This window comes from Enterobacter cloacae complex sp. 385G4 (assembly GCF_057320665.1).
The window spans coordinates 335113-356501 of record NZ_JBXWDD010000002.1; the positions used below are offsets into that span (position 1 = coordinate 335113).

At 57.9% G+C, this 21389-nt stretch carries 23 protein-coding genes; 14 read left to right on the plus strand and 9 right to left on the minus strand.

The features are described 5' to 3' along the window. Positions 1-53: 53 nt before the first annotated feature. Positions 54-662 (minus strand): undecaprenyl-diphosphate phosphatase, encoded by a 609-nt coding sequence (ybjG, locus tag AC2FAJ_RS09455; protein ID WP_485454074.1) that lies wholly within the window; start codon positions 660-662, stop codon positions 54-56. Positions 663-669: 7 nt separating this feature from the next. Then, positions 670-1398, minus strand: coding sequence for a phosphatase PAP2 family protein (locus AC2FAJ_RS09460; RefSeq protein ID WP_485454075.1), 729 nt, complete (start codon positions 1396-1398; stop codon positions 670-672). Between the two features lie 168 nt (positions 1399-1566). Between AC2FAJ_RS09460 and AC2FAJ_RS09465 the strand changes: the two genes are divergently transcribed. Further along, positions 1567-2799, plus strand: a complete 1233-nt coding sequence (locus AC2FAJ_RS09465) for an MFS transporter (protein ID WP_041910683.1) — start codon at positions 1567-1569, stop codon at positions 2797-2799. 67 nt (positions 2800-2866) lie between these two features. Here the strand turns inward: AC2FAJ_RS09465 and AC2FAJ_RS09470 are convergent, their stop codons facing one another. Both AC2FAJ_RS09470 and AC2FAJ_RS09475 read right to left on the minus strand, forming a co-directional pair. Then, the gene (locus tag AC2FAJ_RS09470) at positions 2867-3679 is read right to left on the minus strand and encodes a Cof-type HAD-IIB family hydrolase (RefSeq protein ID WP_045630948.1); all 813 of its coding nucleotides are present in this window, start codon (positions 3677-3679) and stop codon (positions 2867-2869) included. After that, positions 3669-4883, minus strand: a complete 1215-nt coding sequence (locus tag AC2FAJ_RS09475; protein ID WP_049136653.1) for an MFS transporter — start codon at positions 4881-4883, stop codon at positions 3669-3671. The genes AC2FAJ_RS09470 and AC2FAJ_RS09475 overlap by 11 nt, the downstream gene beginning before the upstream one ends. A gap of 81 nt (positions 4884-4964) precedes the next feature. On the opposite strand from AC2FAJ_RS09475, the gene AC2FAJ_RS09480 reads away from it, so the two are divergent. Continuing rightward, complete coding sequence (locus AC2FAJ_RS09480; RefSeq protein WP_028012492.1) at positions 4965-5516, plus strand: TetR/AcrR family transcriptional regulator; 552 nt, start codon at positions 4965-4967, stop codon at positions 5514-5516. A gap of 21 nt (positions 5517-5537) precedes the next feature. On the opposite strand, the gene arsC is transcribed toward AC2FAJ_RS09480, so the two are convergent. The 4 genes from arsC to AC2FAJ_RS09500 all read right to left on the minus strand — a co-directional run bounded on the left by arsC (position 5538) and on the right by AC2FAJ_RS09500 (position 9571). Then, positions 5538-5969 (minus strand): glutaredoxin-dependent arsenate reductase, encoded by a 432-nt coding sequence (arsC, locus tag AC2FAJ_RS09485; RefSeq protein WP_041910680.1) that lies wholly within the window; start codon positions 5967-5969, stop codon positions 5538-5540. A 12-nt stretch (positions 5970-5981) separates the two neighbouring features. Continuing rightward, complete coding sequence (locus AC2FAJ_RS09490; protein ID WP_485454076.1) at positions 5982-7271, minus strand: arsenic transporter; 1290 nt, start codon at positions 7269-7271, stop codon at positions 5982-5984. A 40-nt stretch (positions 7272-7311) separates the two neighbouring features. Continuing rightward, positions 7312-7632 carry a metalloregulator ArsR/SmtB family transcription factor gene (locus AC2FAJ_RS09495; protein ID WP_045630951.1) on the minus strand — a complete coding sequence of 107 codons (321 nt, stop codon included), beginning with the start codon at positions 7630-7632 and terminating at the stop codon, positions 7312-7314. A gap of 253 nt (positions 7633-7885) precedes the next feature. Further along, a complete protein-coding gene (locus AC2FAJ_RS09500) occupies positions 7886-9571 on the minus strand; it encodes an aspartate:alanine antiporter (protein WP_014169303.1) in 1686 nt (561 codons plus the stop codon). A gap of 279 nt (positions 9572-9850) precedes the next feature. Between AC2FAJ_RS09500 and AC2FAJ_RS09505 the strand changes: the two genes are divergently transcribed. Further along, on the plus strand, positions 9851-10219 hold the full coding sequence (locus AC2FAJ_RS09505) for an inner membrane protein YbjM (protein ID WP_080339193.1): 369 nt from the start codon (positions 9851-9853) through the stop codon (positions 10217-10219). A 30-nt stretch (positions 10220-10249) separates the two neighbouring features. Here AC2FAJ_RS09505 and AC2FAJ_RS09510 read toward each other — a convergent pair whose 3' ends face one another. Further along, positions 10250-10519: a GrxA family glutaredoxin gene (locus tag AC2FAJ_RS09510; RefSeq protein WP_028012502.1), complete on the minus strand. Its 270-nt coding sequence runs from the start codon at positions 10517-10519 to the stop codon at positions 10250-10252. A gap of 185 nt (positions 10520-10704) precedes the next feature. Between AC2FAJ_RS09510 and nfsA the strand changes: the two genes are divergently transcribed. The 11 genes from nfsA (at position 10705) to AC2FAJ_RS09565 (ending at position 21384) form a co-directional block, all read left to right on the plus strand. Continuing rightward, entirely contained in the window at positions 10705-11427 is a 723-nt protein-coding gene (gene nfsA, locus AC2FAJ_RS09515) for a nitroreductase NfsA (protein WP_028012503.1), read from the plus strand. Positions 11428-11496: 69 nt separating this feature from the next. After that, positions 11497-12399, plus strand: coding sequence for a 30S ribosomal protein S6--L-glutamate ligase (gene rimK / locus AC2FAJ_RS09520; protein ID WP_248112935.1), 903 nt, complete (start codon positions 11497-11499; stop codon positions 12397-12399). A gap of 63 nt (positions 12400-12462) precedes the next feature. Beyond that, positions 12463-12939, plus strand: coding sequence for a YbjN domain-containing protein (locus AC2FAJ_RS09525; protein WP_003858385.1), 477 nt, complete (start codon positions 12463-12465; stop codon positions 12937-12939). 350 nt (positions 12940-13289) lie between these two features. Next, positions 13290-14402 (plus strand): spermidine/putrescine ABC transporter substrate-binding protein PotF, encoded by a 1113-nt coding sequence (potF, locus tag AC2FAJ_RS09530; RefSeq protein ID WP_485454077.1) that lies wholly within the window; start codon positions 13290-13292, stop codon positions 14400-14402. A 103-nt stretch (positions 14403-14505) separates the two neighbouring features. After that, on the plus strand, positions 14506-15639 hold the full coding sequence (potG, locus tag AC2FAJ_RS09535) for a putrescine ABC transporter ATP-binding subunit PotG (protein ID WP_045630953.1): 1134 nt from the start codon (positions 14506-14508) through the stop codon (positions 15637-15639). 9 nt (positions 15640-15648) lie between these two features. Beyond that, positions 15649-16602 (plus strand): putrescine ABC transporter permease PotH, encoded by a 954-nt coding sequence (gene potH, locus AC2FAJ_RS09540; protein WP_041910674.1) that lies wholly within the window; start codon positions 15649-15651, stop codon positions 16600-16602. Further along, complete coding sequence (gene potI / locus AC2FAJ_RS09545; protein ID WP_485454078.1) at positions 16599-17444, plus strand: putrescine ABC transporter permease PotI; 846 nt, start codon at positions 16599-16601, stop codon at positions 17442-17444. Before potH ends, potI begins: the two co-directional genes overlap by 4 nt. A gap of 65 nt (positions 17445-17509) precedes the next feature. After that, positions 17510-17983, plus strand: a complete 474-nt coding sequence (locus AC2FAJ_RS09550; protein ID WP_028012509.1) for a YbjO family protein — start codon at positions 17510-17512, stop codon at positions 17981-17983. 40 nt (positions 17984-18023) lie between these two features. Further along, complete coding sequence (gene rlmC / locus AC2FAJ_RS09555; protein WP_485454079.1) at positions 18024-19151, plus strand: 23S rRNA (uracil(747)-C(5))-methyltransferase RlmC; 1128 nt, start codon at positions 18024-18026, stop codon at positions 19149-19151. A 72-nt stretch (positions 19152-19223) separates the two neighbouring features. Continuing rightward, positions 19224-19931 carry a response regulator transcription factor gene (locus tag AC2FAJ_RS09560; RefSeq protein WP_041912037.1) on the plus strand — a complete coding sequence of 236 codons (708 nt, stop codon included), beginning with the start codon at positions 19224-19226 and terminating at the stop codon, positions 19929-19931. Next, a complete protein-coding gene (locus AC2FAJ_RS09565; protein ID WP_153656155.1) occupies positions 19915-21384 on the plus strand; it encodes a sensor histidine kinase in 1470 nt (489 codons plus the stop codon). The genes AC2FAJ_RS09560 and AC2FAJ_RS09565 overlap by 17 nt, the downstream gene beginning before the upstream one ends. Positions 21385-21389: the final 5 nt, after the last annotated feature.

The following is a 21389-nucleotide window of genomic DNA, read 5'->3' on the forward strand; positions in this document are numbered from 1 at the left end:
AAAAAAGTGAGCCCCCGCAGGGCGGGGGCTCAGTGTAACCTGTCCGGTTGGGATTAGTCACGTATCCAGCCCTTACGGATCGGGATGGCAAAAATGGCGCGATAGAGCGAAGAAAGCCCGCGGTAGAGCGCCTCACCGAAGAGATTCCACAGGATAGCCGCGCTCACGCAGCCAATCAGCCCCACCAGGAAACCGCCTACCATATCCAGCGGCCAGTGGACGCCAAGGTAAACGCGCGACCAGGCGATAGCCACAGCGACCACCATGAGCACCGCACCCGACCACAGGCGATGCCAGAACAGGAAAGCCAGCGCGAAGGTGAAGATAACCGTACCGTGATCGCTCGGGAAAGAGTCATCCGGCGCGTGGTGCAGGAAGGTGTAGCCAATGCGATCGACAAAAGGACGATCGTGCGGGAACGCGTGGCCGAGAAGATAGCTGACCAGCACGCTTACCCCGAGCGCCATCGCGACTTTGATCACCAGCTGGCGCTGTGCCTTAACCTGGCTGCGCGGCCCCCACAGCCAGAGAATGGCAGCCAGCGCAGGCACGATGCTGATAAGGTCTTTCGCCAGAAAGGTGGCAAAATCAATCATCCACTCTGGCGAGGCCGAGGTGGCGTTGATCAGATAAAACAGCTGATAATTCAGATTCTCTAGCATAGCGTAATCACTCTTTTGCAAACCGGGTGGAAACCAGCCCGTAGACCGCCACCTGGGAAAACCAGACCCACCACCCGGCCCACAGGTTGTGAGAGAAAAAATGTGCCCCGCGCATCACCTGGCCGAAGCCCATCGCCAGACCCAGAACCGCGCCAAGGACCACAAAGCTCCAGGCGAGACGCGGACGCTCGCGCCAGAAGGCAAAAAACAGCCCCATCACCATAAAGCCGCTGGAAGAATGGCCACCCGGGAAGCAGCGGCCCGGACCGCTGTCTGCCGGAACGGCGCTGAACAGGGGGTAAGACACGGCCTGACCGCCATATTCCTCCAGATCCCACGGGCAGCTGTGGTGGCTGATGCTTTTCAGCACGCCAACCACCAGCGCGCCAAGCCCCATCAGCAGCGCGGCTGTGACAAGCCTTGCGTTACGTTTGTAAGCGCCGTAAAGCAGCGCCACGGCGCCTAAGGCAATCGCAATATACTTCGCCAGACGATGGTTCAGCAGATCCAGCAGGTGGTCTTTCTGCAGCGGGAAAGTCTGTGTCGCCGCGTCATACCAAAAACCGGTAATCCATCTGTCGAGCGCTTCATCGCGCGATAGCCACGTAAACACCACGGCAAGCGCTACTAGCACCAAAAGCTGATAACCATAAAAGCGGGACGGTAAGCGGTAAAGCTGTTTTGTCTTATTAGTCTGTAAGTTAGACAATTCTGAACGGCTGGAAGTGAGTGCCATAATTAGGGATCATTGACGAGTAATCGCGCTATCATAAATCTGTCAACTTAAGGAAACCTTAAACGAAGACGATATGTGCTTTATTTCTGTTTCTCCTCGATAAATCACTATCTCGGATTGCGGCATTTCATTACACTCGTCGCGATTTTGTCATTATAAAGAGATTGCATGTTAAACCGTTCTTCTTCTGGTTCACGTCTGGGTCGTCAGGCGTTGCTTTTCCCTCTGTGTCTGGTGCTCTACGAATTCTCTACCTATATCGGCAACGATATGATCCAGCCCGGTATGCTGGCCGTTGTGGAGCAGTACAACGCGGGAATCGAGTGGGTGCCGACCTCCATGACCGCCTATCTGGCTGGCGGCATGTTTTTGCAGTGGCTGTTAGGCCCGCTGTCGGATCGTATTGGGCGCCGTCCGGTGATGCTGACGGGCGTGGTGTGGTTTATCGTTACCTGCCTCGCCACGCTGCTGGCGCAAAACATTGAACAATTTACCCTGCTGCGTTTCCTGCAGGGGGTGAGCCTGTGCTTTATCGGCGCCGTGGGGTATGCCGCCATTCAGGAGTCGTTTGAGGAGGCGGTGTGTATCAAAATTACCGCGCTGATGGCGAACGTGGCGCTGATCGCCCCCTTACTCGGGCCGCTGGTGGGGGCCGCGTGGGTGCACGTTGCGCCGTGGGAAGGGATGTTTGTGCTCTTTGCTGTTCTCGCCGCCATCGCGTTCTTCGGCCTGCACCGCGCGATGCCGGAAACGGCTACCCGTCTGGGCGAAAAACTCTCGCTGAAAGAGCTGGGCCGGGATTACAAAGCAGTGTTGCAAAATGGCCGCTTTGTGGCGGGGGCGCTGGCGACCGGATTCGTTAGCCTGCCTCTGCTGGCGTGGATCGCGCAGTCACCGGTTATTATCATCAGCGGCGAAAAGCTCAGCAGCTACGAGTACGGCCTGCTGCAGGTGCCGATCTTTGGCGCGTTGATTATCGGTAACCTGGTGCTGGCCCGTCTGACGTCTCGCCGCACCGTGCGTTCACTGATTATCATGGGCGGCTGGCCGATTGCGGCAGGGCTGATTCTGGCTGCGGTAGCGACCGTCGCGTCATCCCACGCCTACCTGTGGATGACGGCGGGGCTGAGCATTTATGCCTTCGGAATTGGCGTGGCGAACGCTGGCCTGGTGCGCCTGACCCTGTTTGCGAGCGAGATGAGTAAAGGTACGGTCTCTGCGGCGATGGGCATGCTGCAGATGCTGATTTTTACCGTCGGTATCGAGGTGAGCAAGCACGCTTACGCGATGGGCGGCAACGGGTTGTTCAGCCTGTTTAACCTCGCCAACGGCGCGCTGTGGGTTGGCCTGATGGTGGTGTTCCTGAAGGACAAACGCGTCGGAAACGCCCTGCAACCATAATCTTTTTTCCCTCTCCCCATTGGGGAGAGGGCCTGGGTGAGGGGCGAGGCCGCCAGACCGCACGCGGTCAATTAAACGGTGCCTCCCCGTTCAAAACCTTCTCAATCACGTTTAAAACGCCTTCCTCGTTATTATGCGGAGCTTCAAAGCGCGCCTCCGCTTTAATATGCGGCTTGGCATTTGCCATCGCAAAGCTGAACCCGGACTGACGCAGCATCTCCACGTCGTTGCCGCTGTCACCAAAGGCCACCACGTCGCTGTCCTCGATGCCCCAGCGCGTTTGCAGGATGCGCAGGCCGTTGGCTTTATGCACGCCGGGGATAATCAGGTCAATGCTGCCGTGACCGGTGGTGACGGGCACCATAATGTCACTTAGCTTTTCATGCAGCAGCGCCTGAATGCGCGGAATTTCGTCATCGGAAACGTTGAGCCCGAACTTGAAGAAGATGTCGTTCAGGCTGTTGAAATCCTGCACCCTTTCGAGACGGTGATAATATTTTGACGCGATATCAATGAAGGCATCGTCATAGGCCTTAAGCGTGTAGGCGCTGCCTTTCCCGCAGGCGATAATCTCAATGCCGGGGACGTCGTTTAAGACGGTGGCCACGGTGCTGAAATGCGCTTTTGTCAGCTCGCCGTTGAACACATCTTCCCCGGCATCGACCACCCAGCCGCCATTTTCGGCAACAAAGGCAATTTCATGCGCGATCTCCGGGAAGAACGAGATCAGCTGGTAATACTGGTTGCCGCTGGCGACCACAAAGCGAATGCCTTGCTCCTTCATGCGCGCATACTGCGCCAGAAAGCGCGGGCGGTTATAGGTCTTGGCATCACTCAGGAATGTGCCATCCATGTCGACGGCGATCAGTTTAACGCTCATATCCCTTCTCCATTGACGTTTGTTCCGTTTCCGGCTTTGCCACCGCGCGCGCCACCAGCGCCGCGATAATCACCAACCCTAACACCACCAGCATGGCGCTGCGCAACCCGTAGTGCTCACCAAGGAAACCGAGCAGCGGCGGCCCGACCAGGAAGGCGAGGTAGCCCGTGGTCGCCACCACGCTGACGCGGGTCGGGGCATCCGGGCCGGTGTCGCTGGCGGCCGAAATAGTCAGCGGGAAGCCGAGCGACGCGCCCAGACCCCAGAGGATCACCGAGACCCCGGCAATCCAGTCCACGTCCACAAAGACGATCATCGCGATACCCAGGCCGCCGAGCAGGGCGCTGGCGCGCACTACCGCGACGCGGCTGTAGCGGTCGATAAACCAGCCGCCGGTGAAGCGCCCTACGGTCATCCCCAGCGTAAACCCGGCGTAAATCAGCGAGCCGGAGGTCGGACTAAAGCCGTGGCCGTCCACCATCAGCAGCGGCAGCCAGTCGTTGGCGGAGCCTTCCGCGAACGCCATCGCCAGCACCACCACGCCGATGAGCATCAGCTGGAAATCGCGGTAGAAGGGCAGCCCTTTTTCCGTCGAATGCTGTTCTTCAGCGGAATTCTTGCCGGTACCGTTCGGGATCGCCCGAATGCCGGTCAGGATCGGAATGATGCATACCAGCGCCGCCAGCAGGATATGCAGATTCGCGCTCATGCCAAAGGCCGTCAGCGCCATGCCGACGCCCGCGCCGGCGAGCGTGCCGAGGCTGTAAAAGCCGTGCATCATGGGCAGCACGGTTTTGTTCATCTCGCGCTCGACCGCCGCCCCTTCAACGTTAATCGCAACCTCTGCCGAGCCGAAGCTGCCGCCAAATACCGTCAGCCCCAGGGCAAACAGCACCGGCGAGGCAAACCACAGCGCCACGCTCAGCACTACCATCCCGAACACCGCGAAGCACATGGTGGTGCGGATCACCGCCCGCGTGCCAAAGCGCTTCACCAGCCACGCGGAGCAGAGGATGCCGCTCATGGAGCCTATCGACAGGCCGAACAGCACGATGCCCATCTCCGCGGTGGAGACGGACAAAATATCGCGTATGGCGGGCGTGCGTGTGGCCCAGGAGGCCATCAGCAGACCGGGAATAAAGAAGAACATAAACAATGCCCACATGCGTAGTCGCAGGGCGTTGCGGGAAGAGGTCAGCGTCATTGGGGTAGCACCAGAAGTACAACAGTAGCGACAACACTAGCAAGTTTGTGTACATTTGTACACAAACCAGGTGAGGGATTTATGAGCAGACCACCGAACGATCCGCATCGACGTGAAAAAATTCTCCAGGCGACGCTGGACACCATTGCCGAACACGGTATTCACGCCGTCACGCACCGCAAAATCGCCACCTGCGCGGGCGTGCCGCTGGGGTCAATGACCTACTATTTCGACGGCATGGAGCCGCTGCTGGAGGAGGCCTTCACGTGGTTTACCCGCCAGATGTCGCAGCAGTACCGGGATTTCTTCGCGGGCGTCACCGGGCCGGAAATGGCGTGTGAATCCATCACCACCCTGATCCACAGCTCGCAGGTGACCACGCCGCACAACATGGCGCTGATGTATCAGCTTTACGCCTTTATGCACCGCAGCGCGGCGCTCAAAACGGTGATGCAGGACTGGATGAAGATGAGCCAGACCACGCTGGAGCAGTGGTTCGACCCGGTCACCACCCGCGCGCTGGATGCCTTCATCGAAGGGATGACGCTGCACTATGTGACTGACCGAGAGCCATTAAGCCGGGAGGAAATTCGGGCGATGGTGGGGAGAATTGCGGGCGAGGGAAACCCTTAGGCATCACTCGCCCTGCCTGTTTTACCTGTGTTCGATTTTTTTCCCGCTGGCGTCCACGACGGCTTCGCCATCCTCTTTCGTAAACGCTCCTTTCTGCGCGTCCGGCAGAATGTCGAGGACAACTTCAGACGGGCGGCACAGGCGGGTGCCCAGCGGCGTGACCACAATCGGACGGTTAATCAGGATCGGGTGTTGCAGCATAAAGTCGATAAGCTGGTCGTCGCTGAAGATATCTTCGGCCAGGCCGAGCTGTTCATAGGGCTCCACGTTTTTGCGCAGCAGATCCCGCACCGAAATCCCCATATCGGCAATCAGGGTGGTCAGCTTATCGCGCGACGGCGGGGTTTCCAGATAGAGGATAATCTCCGGCTCCGTGCCGCTGTTGCGGATCATCTCCAGCGTATTGCGCGAGGTGCCGCAGGCTGGGTTGTGGTAAATGGTGATGTGGCTCATATCAGTGGCTCATTACAGTGTGAAGGAGAGACGTAGCGCCAGCGCGGCGAGCGTCACAAACAGGACCGGCAGCGTCATGATGATGCCCGTCCGGAAATAGTAGCCCCAGGTAATCGTCATCTTTTTCTGCGCCAGCACGTGGAGCCAGAGCAGGGTGGCGAGGCTGCCGATAGGCGTGATTTTCGGCCCCAGATCGCAGCCAATCACGTTGGCGTAAATCATCGCGTCCTTGAGCAATCCCGTCGCCGTACTGCCCTCAATGGAGAGCGCGCCAATCAGCACCGTGGGCATATTGTTCATTATGGATGACAGGAACGCGGTGATGAACCCGGTTCCCAGCGTGGTGGCCCACAGTCCGTGTCCGGCCAGGCTATTCAGCACGCCAGTAAGATAATCCGTCAGCCCGGCATTGCGCAGGCCATACACCACCAGATACATCCCGAGCGAGAAAATAACAATTTGCCAGGGTGCGCCGCGCAGCACTTTTCCGGTGTTTATTGCATGTCCCCGTTTTGCAATAGCGAATAAAATCAGCGCGCCGACGGTGGCGATGGCGCTGACCGGAATGCCGAGAGGTTCAAGCACAAAGAAGCCAACGAGCAGAAGCAGTAGCACGATCCAGCCCGTTCTGAACGTCGGGAGATCGTGAATGGCCCGCGCGGGCTCCTGAAGTTTCGCCAGGTCATATTCCGGGGGAATTTCCTTGCGGAAGAAAAGATGCAGCATCACCAGCGTTGCAACAATCGCGGCGATATCAACGGGGATCATCACCGAGGCGTATTCGCTGAACCCCAGCTTAAAGAAGTCTGCCGACACGATGTTGACCAGGTTGGAGACAATCAGCGGCAGGCTGGCGGTATCGGCGATAAAACCTGCCGCCATCACAAACGCCAGCGTGGCCTGCTTGCTGAACCCCAGCGCCAGCAGCATTGCGATGACGATAGGCGTCAGGATCAGCGCCGCGCCGTCATTGGCAAACAGCGCCGCCACGGCTGCGCCCAGCAGCACGATATAAGTAAACAGCAATCGCCCGCGACCGTTTCCCCAGCGGGCAACGTGCAGCGCCGCCCACTCGAAAAAGCCGGACTCATCCAGCAGCAGGCTGATAATGATGACGGCGATAAACGTCGCCGTGGCGTTCCAGACGATATTCCAGACCACAGGTATATCGTTAATGTGAATTACCCCGCTGGCCAGCGCCAGCACGGCGCCAATGGTCGCGCTCCAGCCGATACTGAGCCCTTTGGGCTGCCAGATGACCAGTACCAGCGTAAACAGAAAAATTGCCCCTGCCAGAAACATCGCTTACTCCGTTATATCTGATTTCATGAATATGTTTTGATTAGCATGAGCCCGGGAGTCGGTTTTTCAGCTTCATGCGCGTCTCTTCCCGCAGGCAGTTCCAGCTGGTGTCGATGACGGCTGCCGCCCACGCGGGCATGTTGGGAGAGAGACGGTAATGGACCCATTTACCCTCGCGGCGGTCGATAACCAGCCCGGACTCGCGCAGCAAGGCCATGTGGCGGGAGACTTTCGGCTGCGGTTCGCTGGTGGCGGAGCAGAGATCGCAGACACACAGCTCGCCCGCTTCACGGAGCAGCATGACGATGGCGAGTCGCGTTTCGTCGGAGAGGATTTTGAAGAGCTGGAGCGGGTGGATCATGGATGTTCCTGAGGGTAGATTAAATCATATTCGTTTAATCATATATGTTTTGGTGGGAAGAGAGAAGGTCAGATTACAGGAAGGGGAATTTCAGGCAACAAAAAACCCATCAACCTTGAACCAAAACGGCGTGGTTGATGGGCTCCACAAATTGGGGACATCAAAGAAAAGCAGTGGCACTAGTTATGACTGCCCCCTGCTAAAAAAGTTCTGCGCGTTACAAAAATTTTTTCATTACGCGCAAACTTAGGAGTTATCCGAGTCCCGGCCAGATGATGATAATCAGCGTACCCGCCAGCGTCAGCAGTACGTTCGCGATAGCATAGGTGCCTGCATACCCCAGCGCTGGGATGTTGCTGCGCGCTGTATCGCTGATGATTTCCATCGCCGGGGCACAGGTACGCGCCCCCATCATTGCCCCGAACAGCAGGGCGCGGTTCATACGCAGCACGTAGGCGCCGAACAGGAAGCAGATCACTACCGGCACCAGGCTGACGATAAGTCCGGAAACCAGCATCTGCCAGCCGACGGCGCCCAGGCTGTGGCCGATGCCGCTGCCTGCGCTCAGGCCGACGCCCGCCATAAACACCATCAGACCGAACTCTTTCACCATGTTCAGCGCGCCCTGCGGAATGTAGCCGAAGGTCGGATGGTTGGCTCGCAGGAAGCCCAGCATGATCCCGGCGAACAGCAGACCGGCAGCGTTACCGATGCCGAAGCTGAAGTTGCTGAACTGGAAGGTAATCATCCCGATCATCAGGCCAACGATGAAGAAGGCGCAGAAGGCCAGCAGGTCGGTGACCTGGCTGTGAATGGAGATAAAGCCGATGCGGTCGGCAACGGTTTTTACGCGTCGCGCGTCGCCGCTGACCTGCAGCACGTCGCCTTTGTTGAGCACGACGTTATCGTCGATGGGCATCTCAATCTGGCTGCGGATCACCCGGTTGAGGAAGCAGCCGTGGTCGGTCAGCTTCAGCTGCGCCAGGCGGCGGCCCACGGCGTTATGGTTTTTCACCACGATCTCTTCGGTGACGATGCGCATGTCGAGCAGGTCGCGGTCGAACACCTCTTTGCCGTTACGGAAGCTCGGGTCGAGACGGGCGTGGGCGTCCGGGTAACCCACCAGCGCGATGTCGTCGCCCATCTGCAGCACCGCGTCGCCGTCCGGGTTCGCCAGAATGCCGTTGCGGCGGATACGTTCGATGTAGCAGCCGGTCTGGCGGTAAATCCCCAGTTCGCGAAGATTTTTGCCGTCTGCCCATGCCACCAGCTCCGGCCCGACGCGGTAGGCGCGGATAACCGGGAGATAGACTTTACGTTTGGAGTCGGTATCCAGACCGCGCTCGCGGGCGATTTGCTGGGCGCTGGTCTGCAGATCCTGGTGCTGCAGTTTTGGCAGGTAGCGTGCGCCAACGATCAGGCTCACCAGACCAATCAGATAGGTCAGGGCGTAGCCCAGGCTCAGATGGTCGAGGGCGGTAGAGAGCTGCGCGCCCGCCATGCCGGAATGCCGCAGCGTATCACCGGCGCCCACGAGCACGGGGGTGGAGGTCATGGAGCCGGCCAGCATACCGGCCGTAAGCCCGATATCCCAGCCAAACAGTTTGCCCAGTCCTAACGCGATCAGCAGCGCGCTGCCGACCATCACCAGCGCCAGCATCAGATAATTTTTGCCGTCGCGGAAGAAAATTGAAAAAAAGTTAGGTCCCGCTTCTACGCCAACGCAAAAAATAAACAGCATAAAACCTAAGTTCAGCGCGTCCGTGTTAATGCTGAAGTGCTGCTGGCCTAATAATAAGGAGACGACTAAAACGCCAATGGAATTACCGAGTTGAACCGAACCCAGACGCAATTTACCCAGGCAAAGACCCAGCGCCAGTACCACAAATAATAACAGGATGTAATTCCCATTTAACAAATCTGCGACGTTTATATTCACGGAGGCTAACTTCTTGTTTACCAGTAAGTTGTTGAATGAAAGGACTTTTTGGGCTACTGTTTTCTGGATCAGGGAAAAGCGCTAACGCTCCCTGTTTCCTGCTTTATTCCCTAAAACATTAGCTGGCGTGTAGTTTAATCGCATTAGCTACTGACAGCTACTGATTATCGCATCACCCTGTGCGTACTTTGGCATGGATTGCCGCACTGCTTTATCTGACTGGGCGTCTACCCGACGAATGTGTATTTGATAGAGATAAGTCAGGAGGATAGTTTGAATATGAAACGAAACTGGGCGGGGGTGATCAGCTGTTTTTTGCTGTTCACGGTCGTGTGCATGTCGCTCGCATTTAATGTAAAGGGCGCGTTCAGGGCGTCCGGGCATCCTGAGCTGGGGTTGCTCTTCTTCACGTTGCCTGGGGCTGCCGCCAGTTTTCTCTCCCGTCAAGGGGAGGTGGTGAAACCGCTGCTCGGCGCCATGCTCGCTGCACCGCTGTGTCTGCTGATGATGCGCCTGATGTATATTTCAACGCGGAGTTTCTGGCAGGAGCTGGCGTGGTTGCTGAGCGGCGTATTCTGGTGCGCGCTTGGCGCGCTGTGCTACCTGTTTGTGCGCAGCCTGGTTCAGCACCGACGGCACCGCAAATAAAAACGCCCTCAGGGTGAGGGCGTCTCTTCATTACTGCTCGGCAAACAGGCCCAGATGCTCTTTGGCGTAGGCCTCAAAGTCGGTGCAACCGCCGATGTGTTTCTGATCGAGGAAGATCTGCGGCACGGTTTCAACCGGCTTACCGACGGTTTTTTCCAGGTCGGCCTTGGTGATGCCTTCCGCGTGGATGTCCACATAGCGGAAGTTGAAGTCATCGCGCTCTTCGGTCAGTTTCTCAGCCAGCTCTTTCGCGCGCACACAGTAAGGGCACCCTGGACGACCAAAAATTACTGCAAACATTTCTCTCTCCTCAAAAAACAAGCCTGACGGCGAATGACACGTATAGTGCCCCATAACCCGCCGTCATTAAAGAAGGTTTCGCCTGTCGTTATAATACCTATGAGCTATGTTTCGCCAATTACACCGCGCACATCATTGCCTATACTGGCTGCCATACGTATTAAGCAAGACTAAAGAGAGACAAGATGACGCCAACCATAGACCTGCTCCAGTCCCACCGCTCCATTCGCCACTTTACCGATGAGCCGATTACCGAGGCGCAGCGTAATGCGATTATCGACAGCGCAAGAGCCACCTCCAGCTCCAGCTTTTTGCAGTGCAGCTCGATTATCCGCATTACCGATAAAGCCATGCGTGAACAGCTGGTGACGCTCACCGGCGGGCAGAAGCATGTGGCTCAGGCAGCCGAGTTCTGGGTGTTCTGCGCCGACTTTAACCGCCACCTGCAGATCTGCCCTGAGGCGGAACTTGGGCTGGCCGAACAGCTGCTGCTGGGCGTGGTGGATACCGCGCTGATGGCGCAAAACGCCTTTACGGCCGCGGAATCGCTGGGGTTAGGGGGTGTCTATATCGGCGGGCTGCGTAACAACATTCAAAGCGTGACCGACCTGCTGAAGCTGCCAAAACACGTGCTGCCGCTGTTTGGCCTCTGCCTCGGCTGGCCGGCGGACAACCCGGATCTCAAGCCGCGCATTCCTGCCGCGATGCTGGTGCATGAAAACCATTACCAGCCGGTCGATCAGGATGTACTGAATCAATACGACGAAGAGCTGGCGAACTACTACATGACGCGCGGCAGCAATAACCGTCGCGACACCTGGACGGATCATATTCGCCGCACCATCATCAAAGAAAACCGCCCGTTTATTCTTGAGTATCTGCACAAGCAGGGCTGGGCAACGCGATAGTCCATTCCTCCTGCGCCTGCCTGCATATATGATATGCAGGCTTTTTCCATGTCTTCAGAGAGGTGCAGGGTGAAAATTGCCATATTGTCCCGGGACGGAACGCTCTATTCATGTAAGCGCCTGCGAGAAGCGGCGGCGAAACGCGGGCATCAGGTTGAGATCCTCGACCCGATGTCCTGCTATATGAACATCGACCCCGCCGCCTCGTCGATTCACTACAAAGGCCGCAAGCTGCCGCACTTTGATGCGGTGATCCCCCGCATCGGCTCCCAGATTACCTACTACGGCACGGCCGCGCTGCGCCAGTTCGAGATGCTGGGCAGCTATCCGCTCAACGAATCCGTCGCCATTTCCCGCGCCCGCGACAAGCTGCGCTCCCTGCAGCTGCTCGCCCGACAGGGGATCGATCTTCCCGTCACGGGCATTGCCCATTCACCGGACGACACCAGCGATCTCATCGATATGGTGGGCGGCGCGCCTTTAGTGATCAAGCTGGTGGAAGGCACGCAGGGCATTGGCGTGGTGTTAGCGGAAACGCGTCAGGCGGCGGAGAGCGTGATCGACGCCTTTCGCGGGCTGAATGCGCACATTCTGGTGCAGGAGTACATTGAAGAGGCGAAAGGGCGCGACATTCGCTGTTTCGTGGTGGGGAACGAGGTCGTGGCGGCCATCGAGCGCCAGGCCAAAGAGGGCGACTTCCGCTCTAACCTTCACCGCGGCGGCGTCGCGCGGGTAGCCGAAATTAGCGAACGCGAACGGGAAATAGCCGTGAAAGCGGCGCAAACCCTGGGGCTGGACGTAGCGGGCGTGGACCTTCTTCGGGCGACGCGCGGGCCGCTGGTGATGGAGGTGAACGCCTCCCCGGGGCTGGAAGGTGTGGAAAAAACCACAGGGGTCGATATTGCGGGTAAAATGATCTCATGGATCGAGCGTCATGCCACGCCGGGTTACTGTCTGAAAACGGGCGGTTAAATGGATTACCGGGCGCTTTTTGAGTACCCTATGCGAAGTTTTTACTAAAGAGGCTGCACAGCGATGGATTTACAGGTCGTACCTACACTGGATACGTTACGTCAATGGCTTGATGATGCTGGGATCACCTTCTTCGAATGTGATTCCTGCCAGGCGCTGCATCTGCCTCATATGCAGAATTTCGACGGCATTTTCGATGCCAAAATCGATCTGATTAACGACGTGATCCTTTTTTCCGCGCTGGCCGAAGTGAAGCCTTCTGCGCTGCTGGCGCTGGCTTCCGATCTCTCGGCTATCAACGCCAGTTCTTTGACGGTGAAAGCATTTCTCGATATACAGGACGATAATCTGCCAAAACTGGTCGTTTGCCAGTCTTTATTCTCCGGGGCGGGGCTGTCGTTCAAGCAGTTCGCCTGGTTTATGCGCCTGAGCGAAGAGCAAATTTCCATGGTTATGATGGAAGCCAATGCACATCATCTGCTGTATAGCGCGGAAGACGATGCTGAGAATAATGATGCATCTCCCAATTTTCTTCACTAAGCCTGTCTGACTTTTGCGCAGTCGCTGCCATAGCGGCTGCAGAAGGCCATTTTTTCTGCTGCCTTTAACCTTTCTTTAAAGAATTATTCACCTCCCTGAAGGCCGTTTCGGCTTATCACGTAGACTTAACCTGCATAAAAAATTGATAAAAGGCGTTTTTTCGTCTGGGCTATAGCCGGAGACACGGGCTACAGTTATTCTTGCGATGCTTAAAAAAGCGAGCGGATCCTGCCGGGTAAAGAGGTTTCTTTTTATTTTGAGCAGAGCGACAAACTATGCATGATTTTTGCATATATCCAGATTGCACAGTTTAGTTCGTTTGTTAACGAGCTTTCAGAAGGAATAACACTATGATCGCCTTGAATAAAAAATGGTTATCGGGTCTGGTTGCGGGTGCTCTGATGGCCGTCTCTGCCGGCACGCTCGCTGCGGAACAAAAAACGCTGCACGTATACAACTGGTCTGACTATATTGCGCCGGACACGGTCGCTAATTTTGAAAAAGAGACCGGCATTAAAGTGGTCTATGACGTTTTCGATTCCAACGAAGTGCTGGAAGGAAAGCTGATGGCAGGCAGCACCGGTTTTGACCTGGTCGTACCTTCCGCAAGCTTCCTGGAACGTCAGCTGACGGCGGGCGTCTTCCAGCCGCTGGACAAGAGCAAGTTATCGAACTGGAAAAACCTCGATCCGGAAGTGCTGAAGCTGGTGGCGAAGCACGACCCGGACAACAAATACGCCATGCCTTACCTGTGGGCGACCACCGGTATCGGCTACAACGTGGATAAAGTCAAAGCCGCGCTGGGCCCGGACGTTAAGCTGGACAGCTGGGACGTGGTGCTGAAGCCGGAAAACCTTGAGAAGCTGAAAAGCTGCGGCGTCTCCTTCCTCGATGCGCCGGAAGAGATTTTCGCCACCGTGCTGAACTACCTGGGCAAAGACCCGAACAGCAATAAAGCCGATGATTACACCGGCCCGGCGACCGATCTGCTGCTGAAGCTCCGTCCAAACATTCGTTACTTCCACTCTTCCCAGTACATTAACGACCTGGCGAACGGCGACATCTGCGTCGCGATTGGCTGGGCAGGGGACGTATGGCAGGCGGCAAACCGCGCGAAAGAGGCGAAAAACGGCGTGAACGTCTCCTACTTCATTCCGAAAGAGGGGGCGCTGGCCTTCTTCGACGTCTTTGCGATGCCGGCTGACGCCAAAAACAAAGACGAAGCGTATCAGTTCCTCAACTACCTGATGCGTCCTGAGGTGATCGCCCACATCAGCGACCACGTTTACTACGCCAATGGTAACAAGGCCTCCGTGCCGCTGGTGAGCGAAGAAATCCGTAATAACCCGGCTATCTATCCGCCAGCGGACGTGTTCGCCAAGCTGTTCACCCTGAAGGTTCAGGATCCAAAAATTGACCGCGTACGTACCCGCGCGTGGACCAAGGTGAAGAGCGGTAAATAAGTTACCGTGAGTCGTAGGCCGGGCAAGCGTTAGCGCCCCCGGCAACAGGCGCACCGTTCTGGTGCGCCTGCACCATGATTTGATCTCTACCGGAGAGCACCCCGTGAATGACGCGATCCCCCGCCCGCAGGCGAAAGTCCGTAAAGCGCTGACCCCGCTTCTTGAAATTCGTAACCTCACCAAATCTTTCGATGGCCAGCATGCCGTGGACGACGTCAGCCTGACTATCTATAAAGGCGAAATATTCGCGCTACTGGGCGCATCGGGCTGCGGTAAATCGACCCTGCTGCGTATGCTGGCCGGTTTTGAACAGCCTACCGCCGGGCAAATTATGCTCGATGGCGTGGATCTCTCCAGCGTGCCGCCGTATCAGCGCCCGATTAACATGATGTTCCAGTCCTACGCGCTGTTTCCGCACATGACGGTGGAGCAAAACATCGCCTTTGGCCTGAAGCAGGACAAGCTGCCGAAAGCCGAAATCACCGCGCGCGTGGCCGAAATGCTGAGCCTGGTGCATATGCAGGAGTTCGCGAAGCGTAAGCCGCACCAGCTTTCCGGCGGTCAGCGTCAGCGCGTGGCGCTGGCGAGAAGCCTGGCGAAACGCCCGAAACTGCTGCTGCTCGACGAGCCGATGGGCGCGCTGGACAAAAAGCTGCGCGACCGTATGCAGCTCGAAGTGGTCGATATCCTCGAGCGCGTGGGGGTGACCTGCGTGATGGTCACCCATGACCAGGAAGAGGCCATGACCATGGCCGGGCGTATCGCGATCATGAACCGCGGGAAGTTCGTGCAGATTGGCGAGCCGGAAGAGATTTACGAGCATCCGACCACCCGCTACAGCGCGGAGTTCATCGGATCGGTCAACGTTTTTGAAGGGCTGCTGAAGGATCGTCAGGAGGATGGTCTGGTCATCGAATCACCGGGGCTGCAGCATCCGCTTAAGGTCGATCCTGACAGCTCGGTGGTGGATAACGTGCCGGTCTACGTGGCGCTGCGCCCGGAGAAGATCATGCTCTGTGACGATCCGCCTGCCGATGGCTATAACTTTGCCGTCGGGGAAGTGGTGCACATTGCCTATCTGGGCGATCTCTCCATTTACCACGTGCGCCTGAAAAGCGGACAGATGCTCAGCGCGCAGCTACAGAACGAACATCGCTACCGCAAGGGGCAGCCGACCTGGGGCGACGAAGTGCGCCTGTGCTGGGACGCGGACAGCTGCGTCGTGCTGACGGTATAAGGAGCGATCATGAGCACACTTGAACCTCCAGCCCGCGTCAAAAAACCGGGCGGCTTTGCCCACTGGCTGACGCGCCTTAAGATGAACCACGGGCGCAAGCTGGTAATCGCCATGCCTTACGTGTGGCTGATCCTGCTGTTCCTGCTGCCTTTCCTGATCGTCTTTAAGATCAGCCTGGCGGAGATGGCGCGGGCGATCCCGCCATATACCGATCTGTGGGAGTGGGCCGACGGGCAGCTGACGCTGACGCTGAATCTGGGCAACTTCCTCCAGCTCACCGAGGATCCGCTCTATTTCGAAGCCTATCTGCAGTCTCTGCAGGTGGCGGCGATCTCGACGCTCTGCTGTCTGGTAATGGGCTACCCGCTGGCGTGGGCCGTGGCGCACAGCAAGCCGTCAACGCGCAACATCCTGCTGCTGCTGGTGATCCTGCCGTCGTGGACATCGTTTCTGATACGCGTTTACGCGTGGATGGGGATCCTGAAAAACAACGGGGTGCTGAATAATTTTCTGATGTGGCTTGGGGTCATCGATCAGCCGCTGACCATCCTGCACACCAACCTTGCGGTCTATATCGGCATTGTGTATGCCTATCTGCCGTTTATGGTGCTGCCGATTTACACCGCCCTGACGCGGATTGACTACTCGCTGGTGGAAGCCTCGCTCGATCTCGGCGCGCGTCCGCTGAAGACTTTCTTCAGCGTGATTGTCCCGCTGACCAAAGGCGGAATCATTGCCGGGTCGATGCTGGTGTTTATTCCGGCGGTCGGAGAGTTTGTGATCCCGGAACTGCTCGGCGGGCCGGACAGCATCATGATTGGCCGCGTGCTGTGGCAGGAGTTCTTCAATAACCGCGACTGGCCGGTGGCGTCGGCGGTGGCGATTATCATGCTCCTGCTGCTGATCGTCCCGATCATGTGGTTCCATAAGCATCAGCAGAAACAGATGGGAGATCGCGGATGAACAACTTACCGGTAGTACGCTCCCCGTGGCGCATTCTGATCCTCTTTATCGGCTTCACCTTCCTGTATGCGCCGATGCTGATGCTGGTGATCTACTCGTTTAACAGCTCTAAGCTGGTGACGGTCTGGGCGGGCTGGTCGACGCGCTGGTACAGTGAGCTGTTCCACGACGACGCAATGATGAGCGCGGTGGGGCTGAGCCTGACCATTGCCGCGCTGGCGGCCACGATGGCCTGCGTTCTGGGCACCATCGCCGCGCTGGTGATGGTGCGCTTCGGGCGTTTTCGCGGCTCAAACGGTTTCGCCTTTATGATCACTGCCCCGCTGGTGATGCCGGACGTCATTACCGGCCTGTCGCTGCTGCTGCTGTTCGTGGCCTTGGCGCACGCCATCGGCTGGCCAGCGGATCGCGGCATGCTCACCATCTGGCTGGCGCACGTCACCTTCTGTACCGCGTATGTGGCGGTGGTGATCTCCTCGCGCCTGCGCGAGCTGGACCGCTCCATTGAAGAGGCGGCGATGGATCTCGGCGCCACGCCACTAAAGGTCTTTTTCATCATTACCCTGCCAATGATTATGCCGGCGGTGATCTCCGGCTGGCTGCTGGCGTTCACGCTCTCCCTCGACGATCTGGTTATTGCCAGCTTTGTCTCAGGGCCGGGCGCGACGACGCTGCCGATGCTGGTCTTCTCCAGCGTGCGCATGGGGGTGAACCCGGAGATCAATGCTCTGGCCTCTATCATCCTCGGCGTGGTCGGAATTGTCGGATTTATCGCCTGGTATTTGATGGCGCGCGCGGAAAAACAGCGCGTGCGCGATATCCAGCGTGCAAGACGCGGCTGAAGGATTTAATATTTCCGGTGATGTGCCGCGCATGACGCGGCACTGTTTTTCAGGGAAGTAAAACATTGGGATTAGTAAAAAAATCACGTATTACGCACGCTCGTCCTAACGTTCCTGCGCTGGTTCAGGTGGCGGCGCTCGCCATTATTATGATCCGCTGCTTGGACGTGCTGATGATTTTGAATACGCTGGGCGTGCGCGGCATCGGGGAATTCATTCACCGCAGCGTGCAGACGTGGAATCTGACGCTGGTCTTTTTAAGCAGCCTGGTGCTGGTGTTTATCGAGATCTACTGCGCGTTTTCGCTGGTCAAAGGGCGAAACTGGGCGCGCTGGGTCTATCTGCTCACCCAGGTGACCGCCGCAAGCTATCTGTGGGCCGCCTCGCTGGGCTATGGCTATCCTGAGCTGTTCAGCATTCCGGGTGAGTCGCGACGTGAGATTTTCCATGCGCTGGTCATGCAAAAACTGCCGGATATGCTGGTGCTCTGCCTGCTTTTCGTTCCGGCGTCCAGTCGACGGTTCTTCCGACTGCAATAATGTGTATAATCGCAGCCCTCGTTTTCCTTAAGGTTTTCATATGCAGTGCGCACTCTATGACGCCGGACGCTGCCGCTCCTGTCAGTGGATAGAACAACCGGTTTCTCAACAACTCACCGCCAAAATGGCCGACCTGCAACAGCTGCTGGCAGCGCACGCGGTGGGCGAGTGGTGCGCACCCGTCAGCGGCCCGGAGCAGGGCTTTCGCAACAAAGCCAAAATGGTGGTCAGCGGCAGCGTTGAAAAACCGCTGCTGGGGATGCTGCACCGCGACGGCACGCCGGAAGACTTAACCGACTGCCCGCTGTATCCCGACTCCTTTGCACCGGTCTTTGCCGCACTCAAGCCGTTTATTGCCCGGGCAGGGTTAACGCCTTATAACGTGGCCCGCAAGCGCGGCGAGCTGAAATACCTTCTGCTGACCGAAAGCCAGATCGACGGCGGCATGATGCTGCGCTTCGTGCTGCGCTCTGAAACTAAGCTTGAGCAGCTGCGCGCGGCCCTGCCGTGGCTGCAGGAACAGCTTCCTCAGTTAAAGGTGATTACCGCAAACATTCAGCCGGTGCATATGGCGATCATGGAAGGGGAGAAAGAGGTTTTCTTCACCGACCAGCACGCGCTGGCGGAGAGCTTCAACGGCGTACCGCTGTGGATCCGCCCGCAAAGCTTCTTCCAGACCAACCCGACCGTGGCAAGCAGCCTGTACGCCACCGCACGCGACTGGGTGCGCGCGTTAAACATCCATCATATGTGGGACCTGTTCTGCGGCGTGGGCGGTTTTGGCCTGCACTGCGCCACGCCTGAGATGCAGCTCATCGGCATTGAGATCTCCGCCGAAGCGATTGCCTGCGCAAAGCAGTCCGCCGCCGAGTTGGGGTTAACCAATGTGCACTTTCAGGCGCTGGACTCCACGCAGTTCGCGACCGGGCAGGGCAACGTGCCGGAGCTGGTGCTGGTTAATCCGCCGCGTCGTGGGATTGGCAAATCCCTGTGCGACTACCTGAGCCAGATGGCGCCGGAATACATCGTCTATTCAAGCTGTAACGCACAGACCATGGCGAAAGACATCGCTCAACTGCCGGGCTATCGCATTGCACGCGTGCAGCTTTTCGATATGTTCCCGCATACCGCGCATTATGAAGTCCTGACGTTGCTCGTGAAATCTTAAACAAAATGTGAACTCTGCCCGCCCATAAAATCAGGTAAGCTTACGTCATAAGAGATGAATAAAGGCTTACCCATGAAGCAGATCCTGCTGGTGGAAGACGACCACGATATCGCGGCGCTTCTGCGGCTCAACTTAGAAGACGAAGGCTACGCCATCACCCACGAGCCCGACGGGGGCAACGCCCTGCAGCGCCTTGAAAAACAGCCGTGGGATGCGGTGATCCTCGACCTGATGCTGCCCAACGTTGACGGCCTGGAGATCTGCCGCCGCATCCGCCAGATGACCCGCTACCTGCCGGTGATCATCATCAGCGCCCGCAGCAGCGAAACCGACCGCATCACCGGGCTGGAAACCGGCGCCGATGATTATCTGGCAAAACCCTTTTCAGTGCAGGAACTGATTGCCCGCATCAAAGCGCTGTTCCGCCGCCAGCAGGCGATGGGGCAGGCGCAGGCTGACGGGCAAATTCAGGCGCACGGACTGACCATCGATCCCCTGGCGCGCAGCGTGCTGCTTCACGGCCAGGTGGTGGATCTCACCCCGCGCGAATTCGAACTGCTGTACTTCTTCGCCCGCCATCCCGGCGAGGTGTTTTCCCGTCTGGCGCTGCTGGAGCAGGTGTGGGGCTATCAGCACGAAGGCTACGAGCACACCGTCAACACCCATATCAACCGCCTGCGCATCAAGATTGAGAAGGACGCCGCCGAGCCGGAGATAATTCGCACCGTCTGGGGCAAGGGTTACAAATTTGCGGAGCCAAACCATGATGCGCCGCTTTAGCCTGAGCCAGCGCCTGACGCTGCTGTTTGTCCTGCTGATGATGCTCTGCGCTACCGTCGCCTGCGCGGTACAGCTCTACAGCAGTATGCAGTACGGCAACGCGATGGTGCAGCGGTTGTCGGGCGGCCTGGCGCAGCAGATCGTCCAGCGGGAACCGATTCTGGACGCGCAGGGCAGGGTTGACCGCACCGCGCTGAAGCCGCTGTTCGACCGGCTGATGACCTTCAACCCGAGCGTTGAACTGTACGTTATCTCGCCGGACGGCGAAATCCTGGCCGATGCCGCACCGCCGGGCCATATTCAGCGGCAAAAAATCGACCTGGCACCGGTTCAGACCTTCCTGAGCGGTACCGCCATACCGGTACTGGGCGACGACCCGCGCAGTCAAAATAAAAAAGTGTTCAGCGCCACGCCGCTGCGGCAGGACGGCGAGCTTAAGGGCTACCTGTACATCATTTTGCAGGGCGAGGAGTCGAACGCGCTGGCGGAAATGGCCTGGCATAAGGCGCTCTGGAGCACGGTGCTCTGGTCATTGCTGTGGGTCGCGCTGTTTGGCCTGCTGGCGGGTCTGCTGGTCTGGTACTGGGTAACGCGTCCGGTTAAGCGCCTGACGGAAGAGGTCACCGGCCTGGAGCAGGACAGCATTAGCGCAATCAGGTTGCTCGCAGCACAGTCGCCGGATGCCGCAGCCAATGACGAAGTGGCGCTCCTGCGCAACAGTTTCATCGAGCTGGCGCGGAAAATTACCCGCCAGTGGGACCAGCTGGCCGACAGCGATCGCCAGCGCCGGGAGTTTATCGCCAACATTTCGCACGATCTTCGCACGCCGCTGACCTCGCTGCTGGGCTATCTTGAAACCCTGTCGCTCAAATCCGCCACCCTGACGCCGCAGGAGCACCAGCAGTATCTCGCCACCGCGCTGCGTCAGGGACAAAAGGTACGACATCTTTCCCAGCAGCTTTTCGAGCTGGCGCGCCTTGAGCACGGCGGCATTAAGCCGCAGCGCGAGCGTTTCGCGATGGGAGAGCTGATTTCCGACGTGGCGCAGAAGTTTGAGCTTACCGCCCGCACGCGCGAGGTGAATCTGCATATTGACGTGCCGGGCCCCTTGCCGCTGGTCAATGCCGATGTGTCGATGATCGAGCGCGTGGTGACCAACCTGCTCGATAACGCGATGCGTCATACGCCCACTGGCGGGGAAATTCGTCTGGCGGTCTGGCAGGAGAATGAACGGCTTCAGGTCGAAGTGGCAGACTCCGGAACGGGCGTGGATGCCTCGCTGCGCGACGATCTGTTCCAGCGGCCTTCGGCGCTGAATACCCAGGCATCGCGGGAGAACCGCGGGGGGTTAGGGCTGTTAATCGTTAAGCGAATGCTGGAGCTGCACGGCGGCGGGATCAGGCTGATGGAGTCCGTGAGCGGGGCGCGGTTCAGGTTCTTTGTGCCGCTGTGAGAAAT